At 52.0% G+C, this 26970-nt stretch carries 24 protein-coding genes and 1 other RNA gene; 11 read left to right on the top strand and 14 right to left on the bottom strand.

Going from position 1 to position 26970, the window contains the following annotated elements:
• Nucleotides 1-5: 5 nt before the first annotated feature.
• The 7 genes from AAGA79_RS08450 to fusA all read right to left on the bottom strand — a co-directional run bounded on the left by AAGA79_RS08450 (nt 6) and on the right by fusA (nt 9870).
• The gene (locus AAGA79_RS08450) at nt 6-2798 is read right to left on the bottom strand and encodes a protein kinase domain-containing protein (RefSeq protein ID WP_411825357.1); all 2793 of its coding nucleotides are present in this window, start codon (nt 2796-2798) and stop codon (nt 6-8) included.
• 45 nt (nt 2799-2843) lie between these two features.
• On the bottom strand, nt 2844-3827 hold the full coding sequence (locus AAGA79_RS08445) for a peptidylprolyl isomerase (protein WP_411825356.1): 984 nt from the start codon (nt 3825-3827) through the stop codon (nt 2844-2846).
• Nucleotides 3828-4008: 181 nt separating this feature from the next.
• Nucleotides 4009-5286 (bottom strand): valine--pyruvate transaminase, encoded by a 1278-nt coding sequence (locus AAGA79_RS08440; protein ID WP_411825355.1) that lies wholly within the window; start codon nt 5284-5286, stop codon nt 4009-4011.
• A gap of 122 nt (nt 5287-5408) precedes the next feature.
• Nucleotides 5409-6548: a prenyltransferase/squalene oxidase repeat-containing protein gene (locus AAGA79_RS08435; protein WP_411825354.1), complete on the bottom strand. Its 1140-nt coding sequence runs from the start codon at nt 6546-6548 to the stop codon at nt 5409-5411.
• Between the two features lie 36 nt (nt 6549-6584).
• Nucleotides 6585-7295 (bottom strand): YdjY domain-containing protein, encoded by a 711-nt coding sequence (locus AAGA79_RS08430; protein WP_411825353.1) that lies wholly within the window; start codon nt 7293-7295, stop codon nt 6585-6587.
• A gap of 5 nt (nt 7296-7300) precedes the next feature.
• A complete protein-coding gene (locus tag AAGA79_RS08425) occupies nt 7301-7696 on the bottom strand; it encodes a hypothetical protein (RefSeq protein ID WP_411825352.1) in 396 nt (131 codons plus the stop codon).
• 80 nt (nt 7697-7776) lie between these two features.
• Nucleotides 7777-9870: an elongation factor G gene (fusA, locus tag AAGA79_RS08420; RefSeq protein WP_411825351.1), complete on the bottom strand. Its 2094-nt coding sequence runs from the start codon at nt 9868-9870 to the stop codon at nt 7777-7779.
• A 168-nt stretch (nt 9871-10038) separates the two neighbouring features.
• On the opposite strand from fusA, the gene AAGA79_RS08415 reads away from it, so the two are divergent.
• On the top strand, nt 10039-11310 hold the full coding sequence (locus AAGA79_RS08415; protein ID WP_411825350.1) for an anthranilate synthase component I family protein: 1272 nt from the start codon (nt 10039-10041) through the stop codon (nt 11308-11310).
• Here AAGA79_RS08415 and AAGA79_RS08410 read toward each other — a convergent pair.
• Nucleotides 11307-11744 (bottom strand): DUF5069 domain-containing protein, encoded by a 438-nt coding sequence (locus AAGA79_RS08410; protein ID WP_411825349.1) that lies wholly within the window; start codon nt 11742-11744, stop codon nt 11307-11309. The two genes, AAGA79_RS08415 and AAGA79_RS08410, sit on opposite strands and share 4 nt — an antisense overlap.
• A 166-nt stretch (nt 11745-11910) precedes the next feature.
• Between AAGA79_RS08410 and prfB the strand changes: the two genes are divergently transcribed.
• The 5 genes from prfB (at nt 11911) to AAGA79_RS08385 (ending at nt 16554) form a co-directional block, all read left to right on the top strand.
• A protein-coding gene (gene prfB / locus AAGA79_RS08405) for a peptide chain release factor 2 (RefSeq protein ID WP_411825348.1) occupies nt 11911-13051 on the top strand; the annotation gives its coding sequence in 2 pieces (ribosomal slippage) (nt 11911-11988 and nt 11990-13051; 1140 coding nt in all).
• A 207-nt stretch (nt 13052-13258) separates the two neighbouring features.
• Nucleotides 13259-13777: an adenine phosphoribosyltransferase gene (locus AAGA79_RS08400; RefSeq protein ID WP_411825347.1), complete on the top strand. Its 519-nt coding sequence runs from the start codon at nt 13259-13261 to the stop codon at nt 13775-13777.
• Nucleotides 13778-13797: 20 nt separating this feature from the next.
• Nucleotides 13798-15342 carry a glucose-6-phosphate isomerase gene (locus tag AAGA79_RS08395; protein ID WP_411825346.1) on the top strand — a complete coding sequence of 515 codons (1545 nt, stop codon included), beginning with the start codon at nt 13798-13800 and terminating at the stop codon, nt 15340-15342.
• Nucleotides 15343-15412: 70 nt separating this feature from the next.
• Complete coding sequence (locus AAGA79_RS08390) at nt 15413-15802, top strand: HesB/IscA family protein (RefSeq protein WP_411825345.1); 390 nt, start codon at nt 15413-15415, stop codon at nt 15800-15802.
• Entirely contained in the window at nt 15802-16554 is a 753-nt protein-coding gene (locus tag AAGA79_RS08385) for a hypothetical protein (protein WP_411825344.1), read from the top strand. The genes AAGA79_RS08390 and AAGA79_RS08385 overlap by 1 nt, the downstream gene beginning before the upstream one ends.
• A gap of 261 nt (nt 16555-16815) precedes the next feature.
• Here AAGA79_RS08385 and AAGA79_RS08380 read toward each other — a convergent pair whose 3' ends face one another.
• The 3 genes from AAGA79_RS08380 to ahr all read right to left on the bottom strand — a co-directional run bounded on the left by AAGA79_RS08380 (nt 16816) and on the right by ahr (nt 19648).
• Nucleotides 16816-17631 carry a hypothetical protein gene (locus AAGA79_RS08380; protein ID WP_411825343.1) on the bottom strand — a complete coding sequence of 272 codons (816 nt, stop codon included), beginning with the start codon at nt 17629-17631 and terminating at the stop codon, nt 16816-16818.
• 550 nt (nt 17632-18181) lie between these two features.
• Nucleotides 18182-18540: a transfer-messenger RNA gene (gene ssrA, locus AAGA79_RS08375) on the bottom strand.
• Nucleotides 18541-18637: 97 nt separating this feature from the next.
• On the bottom strand, nt 18638-19648 hold the full coding sequence (ahr, locus tag AAGA79_RS08370) for an NADPH-dependent aldehyde reductase Ahr (RefSeq protein ID WP_411825342.1): 1011 nt from the start codon (nt 19646-19648) through the stop codon (nt 18638-18640).
• 94 nt (nt 19649-19742) lie between these two features.
• Between ahr and AAGA79_RS08365 the strand changes: the two genes are divergently transcribed.
• Nucleotides 19743-20909: a TMEM43 family protein gene (locus AAGA79_RS08365; RefSeq protein WP_411825341.1), complete on the top strand. Its 1167-nt coding sequence runs from the start codon at nt 19743-19745 to the stop codon at nt 20907-20909.
• 23 nt (nt 20910-20932) lie between these two features.
• Here the strand turns inward: AAGA79_RS08365 and AAGA79_RS08360 are convergent, their stop codons facing one another.
• A complete protein-coding gene (locus AAGA79_RS08360) occupies nt 20933-21781 on the bottom strand; it encodes a septum formation inhibitor Maf (RefSeq protein WP_411825340.1) in 849 nt (282 codons plus the stop codon).
• A gap of 151 nt (nt 21782-21932) precedes the next feature.
• Here AAGA79_RS08360 and AAGA79_RS08355 point away from each other — a divergent pair, with 151 nt between their 5' ends.
• A complete protein-coding gene (locus AAGA79_RS08355; protein ID WP_411825339.1) occupies nt 21933-22664 on the top strand; it encodes a hypothetical protein in 732 nt (243 codons plus the stop codon).
• Nucleotides 22665-22773: 109 nt separating this feature from the next.
• Here AAGA79_RS08355 and AAGA79_RS08350 read toward each other — a convergent pair whose 3' ends face one another.
• Nucleotides 22774-23262 carry a ferritin-like domain-containing protein gene (locus AAGA79_RS08350; RefSeq protein WP_411828225.1) on the bottom strand — a complete coding sequence of 163 codons (489 nt, stop codon included), beginning with the start codon at nt 23260-23262 and terminating at the stop codon, nt 22774-22776.
• Between the two features lie 263 nt (nt 23263-23525).
• On the opposite strand from AAGA79_RS08350, the gene AAGA79_RS08345 reads away from it, so the two are divergent.
• Both AAGA79_RS08345 and AAGA79_RS08340 read left to right on the top strand, forming a co-directional pair.
• Complete coding sequence (locus tag AAGA79_RS08345; RefSeq protein WP_411825338.1) at nt 23526-24425, top strand: YihY/virulence factor BrkB family protein; 900 nt, start codon at nt 23526-23528, stop codon at nt 24423-24425.
• 55 nt (nt 24426-24480) lie between these two features.
• Nucleotides 24481-25458: a DMT family transporter gene (locus tag AAGA79_RS08340; protein WP_411825337.1), complete on the top strand. Its 978-nt coding sequence runs from the start codon at nt 24481-24483 to the stop codon at nt 25456-25458.
• On the opposite strand, the gene AAGA79_RS08335 is transcribed toward AAGA79_RS08340, so the two are convergent.
• Nucleotides 25447-26409 (bottom strand): L,D-transpeptidase family protein, encoded by a 963-nt coding sequence (locus AAGA79_RS08335; RefSeq protein WP_411825336.1) that lies wholly within the window; start codon nt 26407-26409, stop codon nt 25447-25449. The two genes, AAGA79_RS08340 and AAGA79_RS08335, sit on opposite strands and share 12 nt — an antisense overlap.
• A gap of 136 nt (nt 26410-26545) precedes the next feature.
• On the opposite strand from AAGA79_RS08335, the gene AAGA79_RS08330 reads away from it, so the two are divergent.
• Entirely contained in the window at nt 26546-26944 is a 399-nt protein-coding gene (locus AAGA79_RS08330; RefSeq protein WP_411825335.1) for a hypothetical protein, read from the top strand.
• Nucleotides 26945-26970 lie beyond the last annotated feature (26 nt).

Here is a 26970-nt window from a genome sequence, read left to right as displayed (position 1 = left end):
CTGAATTAGCGGTTCTTCTTATTCTTGGTTTTTTCGATCTCTTTCAAGCGTGATATGGCGCGCTGGGCGAGATCGGTAACTCTTTCGGAGTCTCCGCTTTTTGCCATTTCCTCGAGAATGGCGAAATTCCATGGCTCCGGTTCCAGACCTGCAATGCCGCGAATAAACATGAGTTGCTCTTCCTCTGTCTTCGTCTGGTCAGATAGGAGGGTCCAGTTTTCCTCGATATTTTCCTGCGAAGCACCTGCGAATTGATAGGCGGATTTGTATGCACGGCTGCGCAGACTGGCGTCCGGGGATGAATCAAGGTAGGCGAGTAGAGCTTCGTAACCATCCCTGTCTGCCCATGTGGCGAGGGCAACAATGGCGGCGATATTGTTCTTATCGTCCGAGCTTTCTAGGTTTTGTTTTGCAATTGCCAAAGCATTGTCTCCGCCGACGCGTCCCAGGAGGCGCAGCATGGCATGACGAATAAGATCATTGAAAGCTGCTGAGTAAGCGGCCTCCAGAGTCCTGCCAAGTGCTGGTTTGGCGGAGGAATTCTTGATGACAACCGCTGCGTTTTCTTCGGCAGTCTTGCGTATGGTATCGCTTTGTGCAGTTTGAATAATTTCCAGGAATTCCGAGAAATTTTCGTCGGTGGCCATGAAACGGGTGGCTTCGATGGCAGCGGCAGCGGCTGCGTTATCCTCGGTGTCGCGGGCAAACTTGAGAAGTGGCTTAGCCACTACCGGGTTGTTCCGTTTGCTCAAGACATCGCGGAGTAGGACAATGCGTACATCCGGGATAAGAACTTCGGTTGTAGCGAATTCCGCAATACGGGAATCGATATCCGTGCCGTCCGTTGCTTTCGCGAGGTAGAGTGCTTTGTAGACCCTGAAACGATCGGCGTTCGAGCTAACCGAGGCGGCAAATTTCAGGAGGATCTCCAATTTGCGCTCGTTCACCGGAACTTCGGTGGCCTGCGGAGGCGCCGCGGCAGTGATCATCTCGTTGTATAACTCTAGCGTTTCGTTCTCTTTTGATCTCTCGACCAAGAAATACGCAAGTATGAGGGCTAGGACCGCGAGTCCTCCCGCAGCTGCGATCTTTGCGCCGGTGGTGAAACCTTTTTTCTTTGCGGAAACACCAGCCCCGGCTTTTTTGTCAACCATTGAGGGAGTGGATTGCTTCGGCGCTGAATCGACCGGTGTCTTGTCGAGCGCCGGGCTTACAGGTTTTGCAGTGGGGACCAGCGGTGCGGTTGCTTTCGCCGCCATCTGGAGGCTTGGCTTTGTGGCTGCGGCTGCGGCAGGCTTCAAAAGTGGGGCGGTAGGGGATTTGGCGGCTACTTTGAGAATCGGGGCTGCAGCTTTTTTCTCGGCGGTATTGGAAGAAGCGGGCTGTCCAGCCGCTTCAGGTGTGGCTTCGGCTTTCTCCGCTTCAAGTTCCAACGGTTTCGGGTTCGTTCCGGTATTTAACTTCAGAGTGGCAGGTTTTGCGATGGCAGGTGTAGCTGGTTGAAGGGCTGGCGTTGAGGAGTCCGCGGATGTTGCTCTCCGCAGGATTGGTGCGGATGATGACGGCTGCACATCTACTTGTGGGCTACTGTCATCCGTCTCTGGCGTTGAAACGTTTTCCAATGGAGGTTCCGGGGCCGGGGTAACTGGCTGAACCTTCTCTCCCGGCGGATAATCTGCCGCGTTTGATTCGTCTGGAATCGGGATTGGAGTAATCGGCTCTACTGGTATTGAACTTTCGACTCGTTTGGTGGCCGCGTGAACGCTCTGAGCCTTGGTGTGAACACTTGGCTTTGAACCTTCAGGAGGTAGCAGCGGTTTCGGCATTGCTGCAGTTTTAACGCGCTGCGTAGGGGAGGGATCCGGGAGGACTTCGGGGGTTGGGGCTCCGCCGGGGATATTCAATTTCGGGCGTTTCGAAGTCTCTGGCTCTGGTGTTGGAGTCCCTGCACTGACCGGTGGGTCAGGGTATGCGGCTTCGTTTTCGAGGAAGTATTGCAGTGACTGGCGAGCGGATTCCGGGCGGTCCGTGGGTCTGCGGTTGATGTGCCACATGATCCAGTCACACGCCCAGAGCGGGATGCCATCGCGGACTTCCTGAATAGGCACGGTGAAGTGCTGTAGGTGGGATGCCATTACGGCAGCGGCGCTATCACCATCGAACGGGTAGGTGCCGGTGAGTGCGTAGTAAAAGACGCAGCCTATTGCATATAGATCTGCTTTGAAATCGATAGGTACACGCTCGAACTGCTCGGGTGCCATGAAATAGATGGAGCCGAAAACGCCATCCGATTGATCTATGGTCTGAAGCGATGGCGCGGCGGATAATTTCGCCAGACCGAAGTCGACGATTTTTACCTGAAACTTCCCGGAAGGAAGCCATGTGAGCATAATGTTGCTCGGCTTCAGGTCGCGGTGGACGATGTGGAGCTCCTGAGCTGCAATCAGGGCTTCGAGAATCTGTGTTGCTAGCTCGCGGAAGTCCAGCCAGGTGAATGACCCCCGCTCAATAGCCTCTTCCAAGGTATCGCCGGAAAGGAGTTCCATTACGACAAAGGGACCGTCCTCATCTTCACCAACGTCGTAGATTGTGACGATGTTCGGGTGCTGGAGGGAAGCGAGGGAGCCTGCTTCCTTGATGAGCTGACGGGTGGCTTCTTCCGGAAGGTTGACGTCTTCGGTGTTTGCGATGATACGCTTGATCGCTACCTCCCGGTTCATCCGCACATCATGTGCCTTGTAAACTGCACCGAGGCCACCTTGGCCTATTTTTCCTTTGATTTCGTAACGATCCTCCATGGGTTTTTGTGTCGGCTTTAGAAACTATTCTCGTTGATGAAGAGATCAATCGTTGATCTTGATCATGGCACGCTTGCGGCGCGTATCCATCCAACGATCATATTGCTTCGAGGTCTTGTTTCGACGAACACGTTCTTCGATCATTGGGCGGACTTCGGAAAGGGAAGGAGATGGTCCCAGGTTTTTACCTACGATTTTTACGATGGTGAAGCCGCGGGGATCCAGCAATGGCCCGATAACTTGTCCGATATTCGCATCGAAGACGATGGAGGCAAACTCAGGCGAGAGGTCGATACGGGGGACGTTCTCCTGGTAGCCACCCTCGGTGGCGAAGGCATCGCGGGAGTGTGTTTTCGCGAGTTCCTCGAAATCCGCTCCGTTGTTGATCTGCTTTGCAATATCCTCGGAAAGAGTGAGCTGGGACTCTGGTGTGGCGAGCGGTGCTTCCGGATCCATGGAAGGAATGAAGATCTTCCGAAAGCTGATTTTATCCTTTGATGTGTCGCGAAGCTCGGTTTTCACCTTGTTGTATTCGTTCTGAACTTCGTTCGGGAGCGGTGGCGGGGCATCGGAGAATTGTTCGGCCCTCATCGCCTGAACGATCATTTTCTCACGGGTCATTTCCCGATAGCCCGGCATGGTGAGACGGGATTTTTTCAGCTCTTCCTGGAATCTTGATTTATTCCCGTTGTAGAGCTCGCGGATCTGGCGGTCGATTTCCTGATCGATGGCGTAAGCTGGAATGGTGGCGCCAAGACGCTTGAACTCGGAGAGGATGATCTGACGATCGACAAGTTCCTCGAGAACCTTGTTACGTGATTCCTTGAATTGCTTTTCAAATTCCGGGCCTCCGCGGGGGAATTTTGTGATGAGCTGGGCAAAAACGGGTGCCATCATGAAGTTTACTTCATTGCTTGTGATAACCTGGCCTTCGACGGTGGCTGCAATGCTGTTGACTTCGACGGGCTTTGTAAGAGCCGATGTGGCTAGTAATGCGGGGGTGAGAAAGTAAGCTAGATGACGGATCATGTGGAGGTATAGTATTCGATTTTCCGGAAGCGAAGGTTTCGGGAGTTTTCAGTGGGGTGATGTAGAATGCAAGCGGCGAAACCAGCTATCCTTGGCTGATTTTCAGGGGTTGGGAGCCGGTTTCACAGTATCAGCGATGCCGACGCAGGAATCCGTCCACCAGTCTGGCAACTCCATGAAATCAAAGGGAATTCCCGGATGCTGTTGCCACCTCTTCAGCGATGATTTCGAGGCCTTCCCTGACCGTATTTTCGGCCATGGCAAAAGAGACGCGAATGCACTCCTGGCGGTGCTTCCAGTCTTGTTCATCGCAGCCGAAGAAAAAGTGGTGACCCGGGATTACGAGAACCTTCCTTTTTTTTAGGCGCTGGTAGAGCTCTGTAGTGGGAATGGGCAGTCCGGGGAACCAAAACCAAAGGAATAGGGCGCCTTCGCTACGGTGCATGCGCCACGCGAATTTCTCTCCGAAGATTTCGTGCGCAGCTTGCTGAGCAATCCGGGATTTTTTCCGGTAGTAGGGGAGAATCGTCTCTCTGGAGAGACTGAGGATTTCACCTGACTCCATGAGTTTCTGGGTGATGTGCTGCCCGGTGCTCGGGTTTGCAAGACCGGTGATGGCGGTCATTGAGGAAAGTGCCTTGATGACTTCCGGTGGACCGATGACGATCCCAGTGCGGGTGCCGGGGAGGCCTAATTTCGAGAGGCTGAGTGTAAGAATGATATGTTCAGCCCAGAACGGCTTGGCTTCTTCCGTGAAGATGATGTTCGGAAACGGAGCTCCGTAGGCATTGTCGATAATCAACGGTATACCTTTTTCCTTCGCGATGCCGGAGAGGTGCGCAACTTCCTCATTGGTCAGGACGTTTCCTGTAGGGTTGGTAGGGCGCGAAACGCAAAGTGCTGCGACATCATCAGCTACTTCGAGTTTTTCGAAATCGATATGATACTTGAATTCATGCGGCCCTGTCTCCTCGATTTCGGGGCGGAAGGCGCGGAACATTTCCTTATCCAGTCCCTGTGCGGCATAGCCGATATATTCCGGGACGAGGGGGAATAGAATTTTTCTGTGGGAGCCATCCGGCATTTCGCCAGCGAGAAGATTGAACAGGTAGAAAAAGGCAGTCTGTCCTCCACTGGTCTGGCAGATGTTTTCCTCGGAAATGTCCCAGCCGAATTGATCCCGGAGAAGCGAAGCGATGGCTTTGACAAAAGCGGGATTGCCCTGCGGGGGATCGTAAATACTGAGGAATTTAGTGGAAGCAACGGTATCGGCAGCAATTTCCTGAAGGCGTTTTCTCCAAACTTCACTGACTTCGGGGATTTGTGCGGGTTGGCCGCCTCCGAGCATTTTTATATCGGGATCCCCGGTCGCAAGGGCGGCACCAAGATCATCCATGAGTTCGCCGATTCCGCTACCTTGGGCGATGCGTTGGCCTATGTTTGAGAATTGAAGAGTCACTGGGCCAAGGGTGATGGGTGAGATCCGGAAATGAAGCAAGGAATTGTTAGACAGGCCACGCGTTGAACACACGTGGCCAAACCGCTCAATTGCGCGGGAATTCTAGAGATGGAGGTGGGCCGCTAGGGAATAGAGCGGTGGATTTCCTCAAGGGCCATCACAGTATAGGCTGTCACCAGGACAGGGTTCGACTCCATCCAGCGGCCGTTTTCGTTTGCCCACGAGCCATCCGAACGCTGCAGAGAGAGAAGCTTTCCTGCCAGGTCTTTCCGCCAGTCGGCAGTAGTGCCATCGGCGAGTTTGAGCTCATTGACTCCTGCTGCGTTGAGCGCCTTTGCCATCGCCTGGAAATAGTAATACAGACCTTCAGCTCCCATGTTCGGGTTCTCTGAAACGGTGTAGTTTTTGCCGAGCCATTCTTTGACGGCTACAACGCGTGGATCTTCAGGCCCGACATTCGCGTAGACGAGAGAAAGGAGGCCTGCATAGGATATCGAGCCGTAGGAGCGGAGAGCCACTTTGCCATCTTCGGTTGTCTCCTCACCGGCTTTGGAGTCGCCAGGCGTGTAGATGAATCCACCTTTGTTTTTCGCGTCATCCGAAGCCCATTTCTGATCATTGGTAGCGGTGAGGTTCTGGCTGCGGGAGAGGAAAGTCAGGGCTGCTTCCCAGTCGAGTTCCGGTTCTTCCGGAAGTTCTATGTCTTTTACTGTCTGGCTGGAGAGGGCGAGTGCCTCTAGCGCAAGGTATGTATTGGACATGTCTGTGTGATCGTTGCTGGACCCGTAGCCGATGCCGCCATCATTGGAATTATCGGTTTTTCCTTTCTCATCGATATCCCACTGGTTCTCAACCAAGTGTCTGCGGGCCTTGATTATAGCGGTTTCATATTCGTTTTCAGGAAGGGAAACGAGGGCTGTGAGAGAGGTTGCGGTGTTGTAGACGGAGAGCCCCCGGTTGTAGATTCCACCGTCCTCCTTCTGCTGGGAAACGAGCCAGGAGAAGCCCTTCTTGAGAAAGTCGGGTGGGTTTGCCCCTGTGTAGGTCTCGTTGGGATCGCGGCTAATGGCGGTCAAAGCCAATGCCGAAAAGGCTGGAAGTCCTTCATCGTCCCAATGGCCTTCCGCCTTCTGTTGGGTTTTGAGCCATGCGTTGCCACGGGCGATGGATTGCTCGATTTCCTGCTGGATCGATACGTATGAATTTTGCGCGGTTGCAAAAGAGGTGGCGGCGAGAGTGAGGAGTAGCGTGAGTGTTTTCATGGTTTGGACGCGAAGGGAATTGGTGTGGATTAGATTTTACGGTTTGAAAGGTGAAATGACGATGGTGACGTTGGTCTCCAACTCAGGTGTCCTCGAGGTGGTGACAGTCCAGACATCGTCGTTGAGATTGTCTTTACCCGGATAGTTGATGAGGGCGCTGTTCGTGATGAAAATTGCAGCAATATCGCCAGACAGGTCCGGTGCGAATTTTCCGTCCTGAAAAAAGGATCCACCGTAGACCCAATATGTCGGTGGCATTGATTTTGCCGTTATTTCGTGAGTAACCCAATCGGAAACAGGGACCCGCTTGGTGCTTCCGTCAGCTTCGTATTCGACCTCTAGGGATATCCGCGCGGACTTCTGGGTTTCCTGCGGTTCTTCGTGGAATTTCCCGGTAACAATTCCCGGCTTTTCTTCAATCCGATACAGCTCTTTCGACGGCTTGTAGCGGAGTAGTGTGAGAGCCAAATTGATGTTGGTGGCTGAGGCAGTCGTGCGAAAAAGTGATTCGTGAATCTTTCCGTTTTCATGGACTATGAGAAACTCAAGGAGTCCTTCGCGCATATTCAAGATGGCCGGAAACCGGATCTCACGTGTCTCTTTATTGAACACTACGCTCCCGATTTGGTAGCGATTCTCATCGAGTTGTTTTGCGGATGTTTCTTCGCTGGCACGAATGGTCGGGAACAGTGCAATTGCTAGAATACCCGCCATTCCGGCACTGAGGCACCTGAAGAATGAGGTCATGTGTTTTACTGCCGTGTGGGATGATTTTTTACCGGAGCATCCGTTTTAAGGAGGCCCTCCGACTTTGAGATTTTTCGCCGAATCTTCTCTGCCTGATCCTTTAGCTGCTCGACGCGAATTTCTCCAACTTTGCGGGTAGTTGCGGCATCTTTCTCCAATACTTCGGCTTTCTGGTTATCACCCTCGGTTCGAACTTTCTCGGCCTGTTTCTTTTTCTGTTCAGCGCTCACTTCGACTTCTTCGCGGACTTTTTCTGCCTTGGCTTCCAAAACTTCAGCTGTTTCCTCGAGTTGTTCGGAGCGGGTTTCTCTCTTTTGGTTGTTACACGATGAGAAGGCTACTGTCAGAGCCAGAGCCAATAGGATATTCGGGTTAATCATTCTTACCTTAGAGCGTAGCACTCGGCTGGAATTTTTCCCGAAAAAAAACCCGCAACGGTTGGACCGTTGCGGATTTCTCTAAATTTCAGTAAGAAGGAAGCTTACTTGCGAAGTTCTTCTTCGCGCTCTTTTGCTTTTGCGATAACATCGTCAGCGATGTTCTTCGGACATGCTGCGTAGTGACTGAACTCCATGGAGAACTGGCCACGACCTGAAGTCATTGTACGAAGGTCACCGATGTAACCGAACATTGCGGAAAGTGGTGCTTCAGCTTTTACCCGGACACCGCCCGGAGTTGGCTCCTGGCCGTGGATCATTCCGCGGCGGCGGTTAAGATCGCCGATGACGTCACCGATTTTTTCCTCAGGAGAGAAAACGTCGAGTTTCATCATTGGTTCGAGGATCTGTGGTCCTGCTTTTACCATGGATTGGCGATAAGCTGCTTTAGCGGCGATCTCGAATGCGATTGCGGAGGAGTCAACTGCGTGGAAACCACCGTCCTTGAGGGTAACTTTGAAGTCCAAGCAAGGATAACCTGCGAGTGGGCCTTTGTTGACCGAGGTTTTGAAACCTTTCTCAACAGCAGGGATGTATTCCTTTGGAACGTTACCGCCGACGACTGAGGATTCGAAAACGAAACCGGAACCTGGCTCGCCTGGTTCGATGCTGTAGTCGATTTTCGCGAACTGACCGGAACCACCAGACTGCTTCTTGTGGGTGTAGCTGTCCGAGACAGGTTTTGTGATGGTTTCACGGTATGCAACCTGTGGAGCACCTACTTCGACTTCTACCTTGTGCGTGCGCTTGAGGATGTCGATTTTGATGTCGAGGTGAAGCTCGCCCATTCCTTTGAGGATCATTTCGTTGGTTTCCTCGTCGGTTTCAACGCGGAAGGAAGGATCCTCCTGAACCATTTTACCGATAGCTGAGCCAAGTTTCTCGGCGTTTGCCTTGTCCTTCGGAGCGACGGCGATGGAGATAACCGGATCAGGGAATACCATTGGCTCAAGTGTGGCAGGGTCTTTCACATCGCAGAGAGTGTGACCTGTCTGAACGTTCTTGAGACCTACGATGGCGATAATATCACCTGCACGTGCCTGATCGACTTCGTTGCGGTCATCCGCGTGCATTTCGACCATACGGCCGACGCGTTCGGTTTTACCGGTGAAGGAGTTGAGGATGGTGTCACCTTTGTTGATGGTGCCGGAGTAGATACGGGTAAAGGTAAGTGCGCCGAATTTGTCGTCCATGATTTTGAACGCAAGTGCACGAAGAGGTGCATCTGGATCGATCACGGCGAATTTTCCGGTCGGGGTGCCTTCTGCGTCCACTTCTGGAAGTGGCTTCACTTCGAGCGGGGATGGAAGGTAGTCTACAACTGCATCGAGGATGAGCTGGAGGCCTTTGTTTTTGAAGCTTGAACCACAGTAAGTAGGGAAGAATGCGAGATCGATACAGCCTTTACGGATGCACTTCTTAAGAGTTGCGATGTCCGGCTCTTCACCTTCGAGGTATTTCTCCATGACGTCGTCGTCCTGCTCTACTGCAGTCTCGACCATGAGTGCGCGGAACTCTTTTGCTTTCTCAAGCATGTCTTCCGGGATTTCCTTGATCTCGAAGTTTTCCGGTTGGCCGGAATCATCCCATACGTGGGCTTTCATGGTCATGAGATCCACGAGGCCTACGAAATCACCTTCGGTGCCGATCGGGAGAACCATAACCAGAGGAGTAGCACCGAGAACGGTTTTGACCTGTGCGATAACGCGGTAGAAGTCTGCGCCGATACGGTCGAGCTTGTTCACGTAGATGATACGGGAAACCTTCGAGTCATTCGCGTAACGCCAGTTGGTTTCGGATTGTGGCTCAACACCACCGGATCCGCAGAATACACCAACACCGCCGTCGAGAACCTTGAGGGAACGATAAACTTCGATGGTGAAGTCAACGTGGCCCGGGGTGTCGATCACGTTGAACTGGTGATCTTTCCAGAAGCAAGTGGTGGCAGCGGATTGAATGGTGATACCGCGCTCGGCTTCCTGGTCCATGAAGTCCATGGTTGATTCACCGTCGTGAACCTCACCGATTTTGTGAATCTTACCGGAAAGTTTAAGAATACGCTCGGTGGTGGTGGTCTTACCGGCGTCAACGTGGGCAAAGATGCCGATGTTGCGATATTTGTTGAGGTCCTTCTTCATGCTATATGTGTATAGTGTTGCCAACGCCGAAGCGTTCCGGCGGGGCGTGTTTCTAGTCGAGCATCCGCGTTTTGCAACAGTAAAGAATGTGCATTGGGGCAAGGATGGCGAAAGGGATATTAATGATTGAGCGGAAGGAAGTGTGAAGGCAAGTTGCGGGAGTTGAAAATGAACGAGGGAGAGTTGTCCAGAGTGCCCGAGCTAGACGGGCTGGAAGCGGTGGAAATCGCCAGACGTCTGGAGTGGATGGATGGGCTATTGTTTTTTGATACGGCGGGTAATGTTCCGAGCGGCTGGGAGTGCCCGGTTTCCATTGTGGCTGCTAGCCCCACGGCAATACACGAAGGGTCTATTTTTCGCGAAGAAGACAGAAATAGACTGGCGATGGCCTTGGCAGAAAAAAGGTCGGTAGATGTTTCCGGCGGATTTTTTGCCGGTGGTTTATGCGGCTGGGTTTCGTATGAGGGAGATTTTGTGTTCGGGGAGTATGAGAGGCTGTTGATCCGTGATGAGCGCTCCGGGGAATGGTGGGGAAAGGGAGGACTCGAGTCCGAATTCAGGAGAATGACCTCGAAATCAGCTGTGATCGGCGAATTCTCCGAGGAAATGGGACGCGAGAATTTCCTCAGCGCAGTGGAAAAGGTGAAGGAATACATCGCTGCGGGCGACATATATCAGGTCAATGTGGCCCAGGGATTTTGTGCGGAAGTCTCGGAGAGTGGTGGGTTGTTTGGGCTATACGAGGTATTGAGGAAGGCGAGTCCGGCACCGATGGGAATCTATCAGAAATTGGCGGGTCGGGAGATTCTCGGGACTTCGCCTGAGTTGTTTCTCAAGGTTTCTGGGAATAGGATTGAAACGAGACCCATCAAGGGGACCCGGCCCAGATTTCCAGATAAGGCTGCGGACATGGCTTCCGTGATGGCGCTGAGATCCTCCCCGAAGGAGGTGTCCGAGTTGGTAATGATCACTGACTTGCTCCGCAATGATCTGGGAAAAGTCTGCGATTTCGGCAGTGTGGAAGTGACCGATATGCTGCGCTTGGAGAGCTTGGCGCAGGTGCATCACCTGGTATCTTCCGTGGTGGGCAGGCTAAGGGAGGACGAAAGTGCCCTGAGTGCTCTGGAAGCGTGTTTTCCAGGAGGAAGTATCACGGGTGCGCCGAAAAAGCGGGCGATGGAGATTATACAGGAGCTGGAAAAATCACCACGGGGGATTTACTGCGGTGCCATGGGTTGGCTGGGTTTCGACGGAGAAAGTGAGTTTAACATCGCGATCCGTACTCTGGTAAGGGACGGAGGGACGTTGCGATACCAAGTTGGAGCAGGAATTGTAGCAGACTCTGTTCCTGAGGAGGAGTATGCGGAAACTCTTCAAAAGGGGATGGGGATCCGGCTTGCGGTCGATGAATATCGGGCCGGACCCCAAGTGGCGGGTTAGGCCATCAAACTTTCGTGGAATGACTGCCAATCATCCAAATTGTTTAGATTGATCGCGTCAGTGGGTTTCCCATCGGGAAGTCCGGCGTAGGTGAGAATTTCCTGACGGACCTCATCCTTATGCTGATAACTGAGGATCGCGTTGTTAAGCTGTGAAACTGCGGTTTGATTCAGTTTGGTAGCGGTTTTCGCGAAGAACTTTTCAAATTGGATATAGGTAGGTTTCTCGGATTCCACGAATTGGGCAAGGGTATCGCGGTCGACACCAAGCGCATCAAGCACCATCATGTCGTAGCCCGGGCCACAGTTTGCGTAGCCTTCCGGGAGTCTTCCCGCAGCTCCAAGAGTCATTTTCTGCCAGAGGCGGGGCAAGTGAAGGATACCGAGTGGACCTGCAACGCCGGTTGAAATAGTAGGTATGATTTTTTCGCTCATGGCTTGCATGTTAGGTCGCATTTTTTGGATTTCAATGGAGCTTGCCTGGAAAGTCATAATACATCGGCGATGTCTGCCGGGAGAGGGGGGGGCGAGGGATGGATGGCAATAATATAAGCGGGTTTCTTCTTGCGGGTGGCAGCTGGTTGCGTTTTGTTCGCCGTCCATGTCCACACTACCTACCGCTGACCTCCTGGCGATTGACACGGACGGCACTGTAAGCCGCCTGTCAAAACTCAGGAGGTATCTTTGACGTCCCTGTTTTAGAAAATAAAATCCAAACGCTGGAAGAGGCGATGGGTGCCCCGGATTTCTGGAATGATACCGACAAGGCAAGGAGTATTTCAGAGGAAGCCGCCGGGCTGAAGAAGAAATACGAGGCATTCCTGGGGCTGGAAAGCCGCTGCAAAGATGTAATTGAGGGGATCTCGCTGGCCAAGGAATTCGATGACGAGGAGCTGGCTAGAGAAGCAATCAATGGAGCGGCCCAGCTCGACAAGGATATCCGTGAGTTCGAGCTGATCACCTTGCTCGATGGAGCGAATGATAGTGCGAACTGCTATCTTGCGATCCAAGCGGGAGCTGGTGGAACCGAGGCATGTGACTGGGCCCAGATGCTGCACCGCATGTATACACGCTGGGCTGAAAGCAAGGGGTTCCGCGTTGAGACCATGGATTGGGAAGATGGCGATGGTGCGGGCCTGCGCTCCTCCACCATTAAAATCAGTGGTGAAAATGCCTTTGGATTCCTCAAGAACGAGCGTGGTGTGCATCGCCTGGTGCGGATCTCACCGTTCGACTCAGCTGGTAAACGGCATACTTCCTTTGCTTCGATCGATGCTACGCCCGAGGTGAATGATAAAATCAATATCGAGATAGCCGACAAGGACGTTGAGATCAGTACGATGCGATCCGGTGGCAAGGGCGGCCAGAACGTCAACAAGGTCGAAACCGGTGTGCTTTTACGCCACCTTCCTTCCGGTATTTTGATTAAATCCACGGCCTCCCGTACGCAGGGAGCCAATAAGGACCTAGCTTTCCAGATCCTGAAGGCGAAGCTCTATCAGATTGAGGAGGATAAGCGAGCTGCCGAGGCCGAAGCTGCCTATGGAGCTAAAAGTGATGTTTCCTGGGGTAGCCAGATCCGTTCCTATGTGTTCCAGCCATACCAGAAGGTTTTGGATCTTCGGACCGGCGAGGAAAGCGGAAGTATCCAGGATATTATGGATGGTGATATCGATGCCTTCATCGAGGCCAAGCTGCGTGGCAAGGTTCGCGTGAAAGGTGAGAAAGATGACGACGAGTAGTGTAATCTGACCCGTCATTCAGGTGGGTTTTAATGGTCTACCGGTTCAATTTCGAACCCGCACATCCGAATCGATGTGCGGGTTTTCCATCTAAATCGAGGCAATGGATATGGAGAGGGATACGATTCATCACAAGTTTGATGGTTTTTCATGCTCAATTCCAGGTCCGGCCTTGATTCGCCCTGAAATGAAGGTGAGGCTTTCTTGATGGTAGAGCGGCTGAGACAAGCAATACGTGATGTTCCGGATTTCCCGAAAGAGGGGATCATTTTCAAGGACATCACTCCTATTCTTGGTGATGGAGAGCTTTTCCGTGGGTCTATTGATCTGCTTTGCGAGATGGCCGCAGGCCAGAAGGTGGATAAGATTGTCGGAATTGATGCCCGGGGATTCATCTTCGGAGCGGCGGTCGCCGATCGGCTTGGTGTTGGATTTGTGCCCGTGAGAAAGCGGGGTAAACTCCCGTGGAAATGCCGGGAGGAATCATACGCACTGGAATACGGGGAAGCGGTTGTAGAGGTGCATGAGGATGCGGTATCTCCAGGAGAAAGGGTTTTTCTGGTTGATGACCTCCTCGCAACAGGCGGAACGGCAGCAGCTTCAATCAAGCTGCTCGAAGCACTTGGTGCGGATATCGTCTCGATCGCTTTTCTCGTGGAGCTGGAATTTCTCAGCGGGAGAGAAAAGTTGCTCCCACATGACGTGAAATCGATTTTAACTTACTGAATAATTTATCTAACAAAAAAATGAGCTGGAAAGAATACAACGAAAGTTTGGTGCGATATGATGATCTTGGTTTTACCATCGATCTCTCGCTGATGGATGTGGATGCCTCCTACAAAGAGTCACTCGGTTCCAATATCAACAAGGCCTTCGCGGATATGGTGAGCACAGAGACAGGTGCTATCGCGAACCCGGATGAGCAGCGCATGGTCGGTCACTACTGGCTGAGGAACTCTGATTTGGCTCCTACCGAGGAGATAAAAAAGCAAGTGACTGAGCCTCTCAAGGATCTCAAGAAATTTGCAGAGAAGGTCCACACGGGTAGCGTCCGCACTTCGGATGGCGATACATTCAAGCATGTTTTGCTGATTGGAATCGGCGGTTCAGCACTTGGACCACAGCTTGTGAACGACGCGATCGGCCAGAAAGCGAAAATGGGGATCTCATTTTTTGACAACACCGATCCAGCGGGAATCGACGATACGCTGTCCACCCTGAATCTTACGAGAACACTGGTTCTGGTGATTTCAAAATCCGGCGGCACGGCTGAAACACGCAACGGCATGCTGGAAGCGAAGGCCGCTTTCGAAAAAGCGGGTATTGATTTCGGAAAACATGCGGTCGCGGTAACTGGTGAAGGGTCCAAGCTGGACCGTTTCGCGGATGATCACGGGTTTATCGCCAAATTTCCGATGGAAGACTGGGTTGGCGGCCGTACCTCGGTTCTTTCGACGGTAGGTCTGGTTCCTGCCGCCCTACAGGGTCTTGATGTGGATGCGATGCTTGCAGGTGCTGCTGCAATGGATGAGAAAACACGCGTTCAGGATGCCGGTAAAAATGCGGCGATGCAACTCGCCCTCGCTTGGCATAAGGCTACGAACGGTAAAGGTGAAAAGGATATGGTGGTCCTTCCCTACAAGGACTCGCTCGTTCTGTTTTCCAAATACCTTCAGCAGCTGGTGATGGAATCTCTCGGAAAAGAGAAAGATCTGGATGGAAATGTGGTGAACCAGGGAATCGCGGTTTACGGGAACAAAGGTTCCACCGACCAACATGCCTATGTTCAGCAGCTTCGTGATGGTGTGAATAACTTTTTCGCGACATTTATCGAGGTCCGTCACGGCCGTAAGGGGAAATCCATCGAGGTAGAGCCAGGCAATACCAGCCAGGATTATCTTCAGGGCTTCCTTCGTGGAACGCGCAAGGCGCTTTACGAGAGTGACCGTAAGTCACTGACTATCTCTATCTTCGAGGTCACACCTTTCACACTCGGCATGCTCATCGCATTGTTCGAGCGGACGGTTTCCTTCTATGCGTCACTGGTGAATATCAATGCATATCATCAACCGGGTGTTGAGGCTGGCAAAGCAGCGGCTACAGCATTCCTCGATCTGCTGGGCAGAGTCCGCAGTCGTCTGGTTTCAGAAGCTAAGAATGCCGAGCAGGTAGCCTTCGAAGTTGATGGCGATCCTGAGGAAGTTTACCACTGCCTTGTCCATCTAGCGAACAATGGAGAAGCACAGATGTCCACCGGGCACACCCCTTCCGAGGACTACTTCCAGCTTTAGCATTCCGATACGATCTTTGAAAAATTTGGGTTTCAAGTTTCTCGTTTGTCGGTAGTTTTCCGACGTGGCGATGATTGAAATTACAGAAAAAGCCCAGATCGAACTGGCAGACCTTTTAAAAAGCAAATCAGCTTCTCCGGAAGCTGGTTTGCGGCTAGCTGTCCGCAAGGGCGGTTGCGCGGGCTGGCAGTATGAGATGAATGTCGCCGAGGCTGAAGCTGGCGATGAGACCGTTGTGGCAGGGGAAGCCAGGGTGATTATTGCCGCGGACAGCTTCGATAAGCTCCGGGGATGTATCATTGATTTTTCCGATGATCTGACAGACGCGGGTTTCAAGATTCTAAACCCGAAAGCGCGCCGCTCCTGCGGGTGCGGCACTTCCTTTGAGCCGGATGATGAACCGGAGGGAAGCGGAGCCGAGGATGGTGAAGTTTGTGGGGGAGAAGGGGGCAATTCCTAGTGCCCAAGAACAAGCGAAAGAAGAAGTCGGATGAAGTTGTCGTGCGTCGCCCGGCATACTTCTGGTGGTTTCTTGGAAATGTGCTGGCTCTTTGTTTCGCAATCGTTTCCTGGGCGATCTGTCTCCACGTGTTCGGAAATCCGGAGATGCCCCGTAATTACGAGATCCTGAAGAAACTCGGAAGAATTCCCGAGCTGAAGCGCTACACTGTCCTCGACGTGCCTAATGGTAACTCGCTTTCTCCTACCGAACTTTACGGAAAATACTTCGGCCTGGATGAAGAAAAAAGTGATCGCCTGAACTCCCTCCTTGTCAGGAACTACATGCGGAACTTTGAAAAGAACCTCCTTCTGACATACGTGGAAGGAGACTATCAGGTGGTGGACGTCAGAAAACTTGAAGAGACTGATTTCGTTTACCCGGGATTTGCAATTCGTGCCCGGGCGATGGTCAAGCCGGACGATTTCACCGAGGCTGTTGGTTTCCCTGTAGTGATTGAATATATTTTCCCGACTGAAAATGAAACTGCCGCTTCTCGTTTCGAGGTCGGCGATGTCATGGAGGTAAACAAGAACCCAAACTGTGCGGCTGTAATGCACATTTCCAAGGTTATCGTTGATGAAGAGCCGGCTCTGCAGTTGACCGTAATTCCGATTGCCTATGGCCCGTATAGAATAGGTAGTGAAAAATCCTTTTCCATTGAGCCCCCTACAGAACTAAATCCGGGCAGTGGATTGCCGATTTGGAAATAGGAAACGTCGCTATACGGTCAGTAGTGAGCCATCGGGTTCACTGAAGAAAGTGATTTGGTTAGTGCCTCGGATAGCACAAGGATTTGGGTGCTACCTTCTGATTCGTAGGACGTGCGGCATCCGACTTGCAAACGAAGGTAAAGTTTGGAACCGCAATCTAACAAGATACGCTGGTGATCCATAATCGTGATGTGGTCTAGCATACAAAAAAGAGGCTCCAGCCTAAGCTGAAGCCTCCCAAAACAAATACTTGGTTCCTGACTAGGAGTTTCTACGTCTGCGGAAGCAGAACAAGAGGGATGATGAGATCAAAAGAAGGCTTGAAGATACCTCCGGGATTGATCCGGTAATGCGGATGTTATCTACCGCGAATGAAGTTTTCGAGACGACCTGAAGCTTGTTGATCGACGTAAGACCAAGCTCTGCGGCCGTGTAAAAACGGGTTTCATTTGCGTTCCCATTTCCATAAACAATCGAGGTATCACCTTGGATTGCGCTTCCGGATATCGTTTTGCTGATCGATCCATCCGAGAATATAAAGGATATGTCACCCTGTTTCTCAAGATCGATGAAGGTGAGACGGAGGCTATCGATGGTTACGTTAGTATCAGGGTTGAAGTCAAATGTGACGGTGCCACCAGTGGCGTCGTCGTCGACCATCTTATAAGGATTGTCGATGGAGTTGCCAGTAGTTGTGAATCCGTTGTTCTCTTGAATGATGATGATGTTACCGAGATCCTGGGTCTTGACGTTTCCTCTGGTGTTGGGGATTAGATCAGGATCAGAAGTATTGGCTGCTGTCTGGGGATCCAGTGTGTCGAAGATGACCGCTTTAGTAAGAGAGGATGTCGGTGGAGTGACCGTGATGCGCGGCGAGTAATAGAGCATTGTGCCGTACGCATCTGGATCGACGATGTCTCCGTGACTATAGTCCTGCAGTGCTTCATCAAAGGTGATTGCGGAACTGAATGACTGACCGGTAGCGGAGAGGCAAAGACCGCCGAGCACAAAGCTTCCGGCAATCATTCCACGTAGATGTGTAGGCGCGAGTGCACCAAAATTTATTTGGGGGAACATGTCGTTGGGGGGGTGATTTATACGGTTCTACGCCGCATAAATGGTGTGGGGGGGAGTCGAGGAATTTGATTTCCTTCGACGTGCGAGGCTAACCCTGCTGTCGGGGGGATGACAGTAGTTAGCGTTTTTACTACCTCATATATTTCGTAACTAACTTACAGCTAGGTAGTTATTCTCTTCATTGTCCGTAACTTAAATGAAAATTGAATGTCGTGAAATCTTACGGTATCTACAGAATTCGTGAGAGATACCCAGACCCTAACGTTTCAGCTATGCCCTCTAAAATATGACAGAAGCGGATGTGGCCTTCTACGGCGACAGCTTTGGCCGATTTGTATTCTAGGCATTCATTCCTCGATGAAAGCGACGGGCGAGGGCAGCTGGGAAGATTTCTCCAAAACGCTGGGGGCAACTATACTAGTTGGCCGGTTTGGCCTGAAGCGAACCCAAGTTTGAAGAATTCGAGAGCTCAAATTTTGTAGATTTGATAGGGTAGGATGATCTTTTAAAAAAACAAAAGCCTCAGAGCGAACTCTGAGGCTTTGAAAGATGGTGGAGGCGAGGGGAGTCGAACCCCTGTCCGAAACGCCATCTGCGAAGGCATCTACACGTTTAGCGGATCATCTAAAATTTTCGGATACGCTGGGCCGACCCGCCGCGTTGCATATCCTAGAAACCTGTTTGATCTCACCAAGGCGCCCGGTTACCCGGCTCCAAGGCCAGCCTGCTAAGTGTCACCTTGCCCCCTAACAGACATCAGGGGTTTGGTGTTGCTGTCAATTAAGCAGCAAGTGCTAGCTCGTTAGAGTCTGCATTTATATGTTTTGAACGGCTTTTTTAAGAGGCCAACCGATCAACCTCTACGTGCAGCCAGCGCGTCAAACATTCCGTCGAAACCAGAACGCCCCCGTTCGCTAAGCGAGCTTTAGTATAAGTTGGCGGCAGATTTATTCAAAGGAAATTCTGTGGTGCTTCGAAATGAGCTCCATTGTCCGATCTGAAGTTCTTAACGTTTCAAGACCACACGATGGTGGGCCTTGCCATCGCGGAGGTGTTGGAGTCCTTCGTTTACCTTATCCATCGGGAAAGTTTCAGTGATAGGAGCGATTTTGTGACGAGCGCAGAACTCAAGCATTTGAGCGACGGTTGCTGGAGAGCCTAGAGGTGAGCCGGAAACGGTTTTTCTCCCTTGAATCAAGGAGAATGCCTCTACAGGAATCGCTTCAAGCACGGCGCCGACGAAGTGAAGTTTCCCATCCGGACCCAGGACTTTGATGAATGAAGCCCAATCGAGCGGTGCGTTCGTGGTGACCATGATGAAATCAAGCTGGCCTTCGATTTTTGCAAGCTCATCGGAATCCGTGCTATCCACGACATTGTGGGCCCCCAGTTTTTTAAGTGACTCCTCCTTATCCTTGCTGGAGGTGAAGGCGGTTACTTCGCAGCCCCACGCTCTTAGAAACTGCACAGCCAGATGTCCGAGCCCACCGATTCCGACGACGCCCACTTTATCGGTGGGTTTTACTCCGAAGTCTGAGATTGGAGCAAATACTGTGATGCCACCGCAGAAAAGCGGACCTGAGGTTTCGGGATCAAGGGTGTCCGGTAGTTTTACAGCCCACTCCCAGTTCGCACGAACTTTGTCAGCAAAGCCGCCGTGCCTTCCGACGATCATATGATCGGAATCCGGGCAAAGCTGCTGTCTTCCGGAAAGGCAGGGTTCACAGGAAAGGCAGCTGCCAGCGATCCAACCGAGTCCAACGCGGTCACCCACGGAGAGACCTTTTACCTGTTCCCCGACCTTTTCGATGATGCCAATAGCCTCATGTCCAGGGACAAGCGGGTATTCGGTCATGCCCCAATCGTTGTCGATCATTGAGAGATCCGAGTGGCAGATTCCACAGGACTCCACGCTTACCTGAACTTGTTCTGGCTTAAGGGGACCGGGATCAAATTCGAATTCCTCAAGCTTACCGCCCTTTTCTTTTACTGCCCATGCATGAAATTTTTCGCTCATGGGTGAACATGCGGGTGTTTGAGCAATGTGCAAATTGGTTCCTGTGGTTTTTCAAATTGCGTAAAAAAGGCTGATCAAATATCGTCCGCGCAACATGTCCGAGCATTCATTTACTGAGACTACGAGTACTGGTTGGCTTGGCCGATTGGGTGGCGCTTTCAAGGGTATCCTAGTTGGAATCGTCCTTATTATAATCGCCGTTCCAGTGTTGTTTATCAACGAGGGGCGGGCGGTGAAAACGCGGAAAACGCTTGAGGAAGGGGAGAAAACATTTGTCAGTATTTCCGCGGATGAGGTCAATCCGGCCAATGATGGTAGGCTCGTCTATCTCACTGGTCCGGCAATTTCCGAGGATAAACTTTCGGATCAGCAGTTCGGAATCAACAGTGAAGCCCTGCGGCTCAGGCGCGTTGTCGAGATGTATCAGTGGAAGGAGAATACCCAATCCGAGACCAGGAAAAAGCTTGGTGGCGGTGAGGAGACAGTGACGACCTACGATTACGTGCAAGGATGGAACAAGGGTCGGATTGATTCATCACGTTTCAAGCAGCAAGCGGGTCACCTGAACCCCGAGATGCAGGTAAGCGGCTCAGAGTGGATTGCCGACCCGATTAATGTTGGCGCCTTCGAGCTCTCACCGCGTTTAGCCTCCGGAATCGATAATTTCAGCAGCGTCAGCTTCGATGCCACGCAGGAATTTCCCGATGAAATACTTGGTAAAAAAGCCACAGTCAGTGGCGGTATAATCTATCTCGGAAGCGATACAAATGCGCCGACCTTGGGAGATTTGAGGATCAGCTTTGAGGAAGCTCTGCCGGGAGATGTCAGCATTATTTCCAGACAACGCGGCAACAGTTTCGAGCCGTTCGTGGGCAAGGCTGGAGGTAGCATCGATATTTTGGAGACTGGTGACAAGAGTGCGGAAGAGATGTTTATCTCTGCTCACGAGAGCAACAAAATCATGACATGGATCCTGCGGGCTCTAGGCGTTTTCCTGATGTTCTTCGGCTTTTCCGCCATCTTTCGCCCGCTTTCGGTTGTCGCGGACGTGGTGCCCTTCATCGGAAATATCGTCGGGGTGGGGACCAATCTTGTTGCCATCCTGCTAGCTCTTCCCATCTCACTGGTGATAATTTCCTTTGCTTGGATCTATTACCGACCGCTGATTGGTATACCTTTGCTAGTCCTGGCGGTAGGTGGTTTTGCGTTCCTGATCTGGAAACTAATTGCGCAGAAGAAATCGGATGTGATTGCCGTGTAGAACGACGGTCTGGCACCGCGTCTTTAATCGGCAATTGGCTGTAGGCCCAAACTCTTCCGCTTTGATGCATCGCCCGGATTGTGCTGTTCCCAGTAATACACGTTCATCAGGCGTTTATTTAGGGTAGCGGTTGTTTTCTGGTCACCGATATTTTCCGTCCAGCCCCGGATGATATGCGGGAACTTTGTGTCGAAACGAATGGAGAGGGTTCTCTTGAGCGATGGATAAGTGATTGTGTAGATTGAATCCTTTCCTCCGGCCTTCAGTTCGGCCTTTGCTGGGGTGGTCTGAACTGGTTGATGATTGAAACGGGTGAATACTGCTCCGGGAATCATGCTGATATTTCCGGTCGGCAATTCCTTGGGGTTCAGGCGTAGGGTGATCCAGATTCCGTCCTCCGTATGGGTTTCCGGGATCGTCAATTCCTGGTCACCTTCGTCTTCAAAGTAGGACCGCAGTTCAATATGCCACTCATTTCCTACCAGGTTCGCCTGTTGGAAGGATTGGCCGCACCAGTCCTGAACGCTGGTGGATGTTTTCAGAGCGAACGGGAACTTCTCCACGTCGATCGGCCGGAATGTGCTGGTCATGGTCCGGTATGAGTAGAGTCCGGTATTGAAGGTCGTCAGAGCATTGAGCTTCAGAACATCAGTTGTGGGCTCACCACCGTTTTCGTTTTTCACCTGCTTCTCCGTGAGAAATGGTTCAGTGACATAGACAAGCTCCGCGTGACCCGGATGGTTGCTACCATAACGGCTCTGGGAAAGGGTGTAGGAGGAGATTTCAGCTCCATTGAACCAGAAGTCCTGTATTGGACCGGCAGCCGCACTATGGGCAAGAAATACGGAAAGTATTTTGAGGAAAGGCTTCATGATTGGGCAAATTAGCACCGCGCGGCTTTTTTACCAGCTGGAGAAATACCCCTTGCGGATAACAGGAGCGGTGGAACCATGGCGAACAATGAGAAACACGATATTCGGATTGGTAGGAGCTAGCTTGCTTTCGGTTAGCTGCCAGAAGGAAATGAAACAGGAAACCGGGGCAGCTGAATCCAAAAATGAAGGGCGTGATCTGGTTATGGAATCAATCCAGGCACACGGTGGTGCCAAGAAATGGTATGACAACGGTCAACTCCAGTTCCGTTGGGTCTATCACATGGAAGACCGTGGACCGGAAGCAGTTGTGGATACGTTGCAGACAGTGGATACCAAAACCCTTGCCAACGTGCATGAGGTGGCAGGGCGCGATATCAGCTTTGGTATGAATAAGGATGGGGAATATTGGATTAATCCTGCCGACGCGGAATTTGCTCCGCCTTACCGCTTCTGGTCACTTACACCTTATTATTTCATCGGTATTCCCTTCGTCTTCAACGATGAGAACGCCATGTTCGAAAAACTTGATGAACAGAAGGAATTCGAAGGGAAACAATACGATCAGGTGAAAATCACCTACACCCAGGATGCCGGCGACTCGCCGGATGATTATTATGTGCTGCTCATCGATCCAGAGACCAAGGTGACCCGCGGTGCATATTATATTGTTACCAACACACTACTCGGTCGTGATAATGTAGGTCCCGAAAAATTCATTACCCTCGACAACCTGAAGGATGTCAGTGGGGTGAAACTTTCCTCAGGCCACCGCACTTTCGACATGACTGATGGCAAAATCGGCGAGCAAATGCGCTATACTGAAGTTAGCGAAGTTAAATTCCTTCCCGAAGGGACAGTGGATCTTTCAATTCCTGAATAAACTTTAAGTTTGAGCAAAAAAGGGCGGGCAACAATGCCCGCCCTTTTTTATTAATCAGTTTGTGTAGCTAGAGACGCGGAGGGCTTCTCAAACCACGCCATTAGAAACTTTAGGCTGCCGCGTCGTTGCAATCAGCGAGCGCAATCTTCGTAAGTTTCTTATCCGCTGCACCTTCTTCGTCCAGAGTAGTCTGGAGGAGATCGACGATTTCCTTGTAGCCGAGGCGTTTCGCGAAGGCCCTGAGCGAGCCGTAGGTGGCGATCTCATAGTGTTCCACCTTTTGTGCAGCACAGATCAAAGCCGCATCAAGCGCCTCGGATCCTTCGAAGTCTTCCTTGATCTCGTCTGCTTCCGAAAGCAGACCTTCCATAGCATCACACTTTTTAGCACGTGCGGTGAGGTCGAGATGTTTGAAGACCTCCTTAAGGCGATCCACGTGTCCTTTTGTTTCCTCGAGATGGGACTCGAATGCTTCCTTCAGATTAGGATCGGTGGCCGCTTTCGCCATTTTAGGCAAAGCCTTCACCAAATGTTTTTCCGCCCAAAGAATGTCGCGGAGTTGTTCGACGAGTAGGCTGTGGAGTTCGTTTTTTGTAATTTTCATAGGTTGCGTTTTTCATCGGCTGATTGATTCGGCCGATGCTCCCGTTTAGCAAAAATATAGCCAGTTGGGTCCGGGTTCGCTTTATCCCTGATTTGAAAAGGCTCGAGGGGTCATTGTCTATTTGCCGGGATATCTGGAGATGGTGATGTTTTTGCATTTCGCCAGTGCTGCCGCTTGCATTGTGCACATATCCAAGGAATTCGCGCAGGTCGATCCACAGCTGGACTGATAGCAATTGTAGCATCATACTTCAGGGAGTGAATTCGTTAGCATGCCATTTCTTCCACTTCGCCAAGCGGGTGTTGCGGGATTTCTTTTTTCAGAACAACGGTCTGCTTCTAACAGGGGCGGTTGCTTATAATGCAATGCTTTCGCTGGTGCCATTGGCAGCGGTGCTAGTGGTGATTTTTTCCCAGTTCTTCGATACCGATCTGTTGATGAATGCTGTGACCACTGAGGTCGCATTGATCACGCCTGAGGCTACGCCGATGATCGTCGAAATTCTGGAGTCCTTTCTGGCGTCCAGACAGCTGGCGGGATGGATCGGTGTGATTGTGTTGCTGTTTTTCAGCACAATGGCTTTTCGGGTACTGGAGAATGCGTTTTCGATTATTTTCCACAGCAAGGCGCCGCCTTTGAAGCGGAGCTTCTGGGTTTCCGCGCTGATCCCGTATTTTTTCATCATTCTGGTGGCCGCGGGTTTGATCGTGCTGACGGCTATCACTGCCTTTGCCGAGTCCAATGTGGGGCGGACCTATGCCTTCGGAGGGCAGAGTTTCGGGCTGCAATGGTTGGCGGAGATCTTACTGCGGGCTGCAGGATTTGTAGGCTTGGTTCTGCTTTTCGCGACTCTCTACAAGGTAATGCCTGTGACAAAGATCTCCTATCGTCTAGCACTTTCAGGTGGACTCACTGCGGCTATGATGTGGGAGGTGCTGCGTGTGGTGCTGGTGGGATATTTCAACCACCTTTCGATCGTCAATGCGGTTTACGGATCAATGGCTACCACGATTATATTACTGGTCACGATGGAGGCTGCCGCTTTGATTATTTTACTGGGGGCGCAGGTGATTGCGGAGTTACAGAGAAACCGACTGATGGACCTCCCGTGGTATGTCGACTGCCCGAATCCACAGGAGAGCAAGTGGGGTAGCTAGAAAGCAGGTCGAAAATTGAATGAGAGGGAATGGGGAGTTGCCACGAGGGGGAGGCGTGGGCAGCTTCCGCGGCGTGGAAGTAGATCAGAGATGGTTCAAGGTTTTGCCCGGTGCGCTGCTATGCGCGCTTCTATGGGGTAGCGCATTTCCTTGTCTGAAAACGGTATATGGAATCTGGGAAGAGCAGGGTTTCGAGCCGGTTCTGAGTGATTACTGGTGGTTTGCCGGGGTGCGATTCACTATTGCCGGGGTGCTGCTTCTTTTGATCTCCCGTAATCCGTGGCGGGGTATAAAGAACGGGCCCAAATTAAGGCTGCTGACGATGTCTCTGACCCAAACCTACGGGCAATATCTGATGTTTTATCTGGCCGTTGCCGTGGCAAGCGGAAGTCTTACCGGCCTTCTTGCTTCCAGTGGCAGTTTTTGGTGGGTGCTGCTGGCGCCGATGCTTTCGAAAGCTCCGAACCCGAGCCGTGGGCAGTGGTATGCGCTGCTGGTGGGAGGGTTAGGAATCACCCTGGCCACCGCTGCGCCGGGGACGGGTGCGGGAAGGCCGCTTTTGGGTGCACTGCTGATGATAGCAGGGACAGGTCTGGGAGCGGTCGGAATTATTGAATTCGGGAAAATCGGAGGAGCGATTGGCGCGCGCGCGGCGACGGGCTTTTCACTAGCAGCTGGCGGTGTCTTGCTGCTGATCACCGGTGCAGGGGCGATCTCTCACATGGGAGAGCTTTTCAGGGATCCGGTGGTGATACTGATCACTTGCTGGATGAGCATCGTATCCGCGGCAGCCTTCGCGCTGTGGAATCATCTCTCAACGATCTACCCGGTGCCTCTGCTCGCAGGATACAGATTTTTGATCCCGCTGTGTGGGATGAGTGAATCTTTGCTTTTCCTGAAAGGTGAAAGCGCGGGCTGGGGACTTATTGTCGGGGCTGTCCTGGTGGCGGGCTCACTGGTGATGATGCAGCGCGCCAAAGCCCGCGATCTGGTAGGAGCGGGCGGAAAATTAAGACGCGGCTTACTGGATTGATACCTTGGTTCCTTTCCCGATGAGGGTGTGGAAGGTAGCGGCATCCCAGTTGGAAAGACGAATGCAACCGTGGCTGCCTGCCCGGCCGATGGTATCGGGGACCGGTGAACCGTGGATTCCGACTCCAGAGCGATTGAGGCCAGCCCATAGAATGCCGACCGGATTGTTCGGGCCGGGAGGAAGGTTATAGAAATCATCGGTTCTCTCACCACGGCTGAGCACACCTTCGTCATGGCGATACCATGGCCAAGGGACCGATCCGGTAATTCTCCACTCTCCGACCGGCGCCGGATGGGCGGATGAACCCGGAGTGATAGGGAAGGCTGCGAGGGTGCGGCCACCTTCGGTAACCTGGAGCATTTTCTGCTGAAGATTGACAATCACTGTCCTCGACTGAGCGGTAGCGGAGGAAGGGGCTGGATAACCGGATGGGTAGGAATGGTAGAGGAAAGGCCTGGCAGTGTTCGGCACTTTCACCGTGGTTCCCGCAGGGAGTGAGTTGAGGTTCATCCCTGGATTGAGGGATCTGAGAAAGGTCTGGGTGGTGTGGAAACGCTCCGAAAGAAGTTCAATCAAGGAGGTATAGGGCATTTTGGAGAGCTGTGATTGAGCTTCAGCTCCGGAGGCCATCTCTCCGATCACTTCCAGATCAGAGGAGCTGATGGAGTAGGAGGTGTATGACTGTATGCCGGAAAGATCGGGCATCTGGCCCTCAGGTAGGCCATTTGCTTGTCTATAAAGCACTAAAGCCTTGGTGGTGAATTCGCCTTTCTTTCCATCGATCACACCTGGTCCGAAGTTTTCGGAATCGAGGAAAATCTGTAATTTCAGTGTGTCATCCTTCGAATTTCCCGGCATCGGAAGGGAGGGCATCACGTTCGAACATCCGGTGAAACCAGCCACCAGCGCAGCACCGCAGACGCCCGTTATGAGCTTGATGAAATTTTCCATCGCGGACACTCGCGCAGGAAAAGACAGATGCCAGCGATTTTCGCAAGCTTTTAGGGGGAGGGTTGGTCCGGGTTTCTGCAATTGTTTTACGGATTCGCTTGGCAATGATTGCCTGGGCATTCTACATCCGCATGAAATGATTTTTCAGGAACCTATTGAATGGCCGGATGAAGTGGAAATGCTGGTCGACGGACTCGAAGTCGAAATGGAAGAGCGTGCTCTGAGCCGGGAGGAACGTGCGCTGATGGATATTTACGAAACCGTGCCTATCCTCGAAAGTGAGGACCGCTTGCATGAATTCTGGCAGAGCCCGATAGATCACCAGCGTGTGATTAAGTCCTTCGATCTTATTGGTGCTCAGGGGATTGTGGATCCTCTTAACGCGAGTCGCTGGTGCGGAACACGCAGTGAAGACCGCGGTGCTTATACCGAAACCGAAGCCGACTACCTCTCAACGATTGAAGAAGACCTCCCGGCAGGTATGGATGAACTTGTAGATCTAGTGCTTGAATTTATCGAAGAAGAACTGAGCTAGAGCTTCGTGATCGGAAGGGGTCAGGT

Source organism: Luteolibacter sp. AS25 (assembly GCF_046736275.1).
Classification (GTDB): Bacteria; Verrucomicrobiota; Verrucomicrobiia; order Verrucomicrobiales; family Akkermansiaceae; genus Luteolibacter.
Note: the sequence above shows the minus strand (reverse complement) of the source record. Positions and strands in the feature narration are given on the sequence as shown.

Excerpts from the sequence above, each read along its gene's own strand:
- AAGA79_RS08400 (WP_411825347.1), top strand. The coding sequence starts at position 13,259 with ATGGTAGAGCGGCTGAGACAAGCAATACGTGATGTTCCGGATTTCCCG.
- AAGA79_RS08430 (WP_411825353.1), bottom strand. The coding sequence starts at position 7,295 with ATGACCTCATTCTTCAGGTGCCTCAGTGCCGGAATGGCGGGTATTCTA.
- AAGA79_RS08380 (WP_411825343.1), bottom strand. The coding sequence starts at position 17,631 with ATGTTCCCCCAAATAAATTTTGGTGCACTCGCGCCTACACATCTACGT.
- AAGA79_RS08365 (WP_411825341.1), top strand. The coding sequence starts at position 19,743 with ATGTCCGAGCATTCATTTACTGAGACTACGAGTACTGGTTGGCTTGGC.
- AAGA79_RS08355 (WP_411825339.1), top strand. The coding sequence starts at position 21,933 with ATGAAACAGGAAACCGGGGCAGCTGAATCCAAAAATGAAGGGCGTGAT.
- AAGA79_RS08410 (WP_411825349.1), bottom strand. The coding sequence starts at position 11,744 with ATGAGCGAAAAAATCATACCTACTATTTCAACCGGCGTTGCAGGTCCA.
- AAGA79_RS08360 (WP_411825340.1), bottom strand. The coding sequence starts at position 21,781 with ATGAAGCCTTTCCTCAAAATACTTTCCGTATTTCTTGCCCATAGTGCG.
- AAGA79_RS08335 (WP_411825336.1), bottom strand. The coding sequence starts at position 26,409 with ATGGAAAATTTCATCAAGCTCATAACGGGCGTCTGCGGTGCTGCGCTG.
- AAGA79_RS08390 (WP_411825345.1), top strand. The coding sequence starts at position 15,413 with ATGATTGAAATTACAGAAAAAGCCCAGATCGAACTGGCAGACCTTTTA.
- AAGA79_RS08450 (WP_411825357.1), bottom strand. The coding sequence starts at position 2,798 with ATGGAGGATCGTTACGAAATCAAAGGAAAAATAGGCCAAGGTGGCCTC.
- AAGA79_RS08415 (WP_411825350.1), top strand. The coding sequence starts at position 10,039 with ATGAACGAGGGAGAGTTGTCCAGAGTGCCCGAGCTAGACGGGCTGGAA.
- AAGA79_RS08435 (WP_411825354.1), bottom strand. The coding sequence starts at position 6,548 with ATGAAAACACTCACGCTACTCCTCACTCTCGCCGCCACCTCTTTTGCA.
- AAGA79_RS08330 (WP_411825335.1), top strand. The coding sequence starts at position 26,546 with ATGATTTTTCAGGAACCTATTGAATGGCCGGATGAAGTGGAAATGCTG.
- fusA (WP_411825351.1), bottom strand. The coding sequence starts at position 9,870 with ATGAAGAAGGACCTCAACAAATATCGCAACATCGGCATCTTTGCCCAC.
- ahr (WP_411825342.1), bottom strand. The coding sequence starts at position 19,648 with ATGAGCGAAAAATTTCATGCATGGGCAGTAAAAGAAAAGGGCGGTAAG.
- AAGA79_RS08395 (WP_411825346.1), top strand. The coding sequence starts at position 13,798 with ATGAGCTGGAAAGAATACAACGAAAGTTTGGTGCGATATGATGATCTT.
- AAGA79_RS08445 (WP_411825356.1), bottom strand. The coding sequence starts at position 3,827 with ATGATCCGTCATCTAGCTTACTTTCTCACCCCCGCATTACTAGCCACA.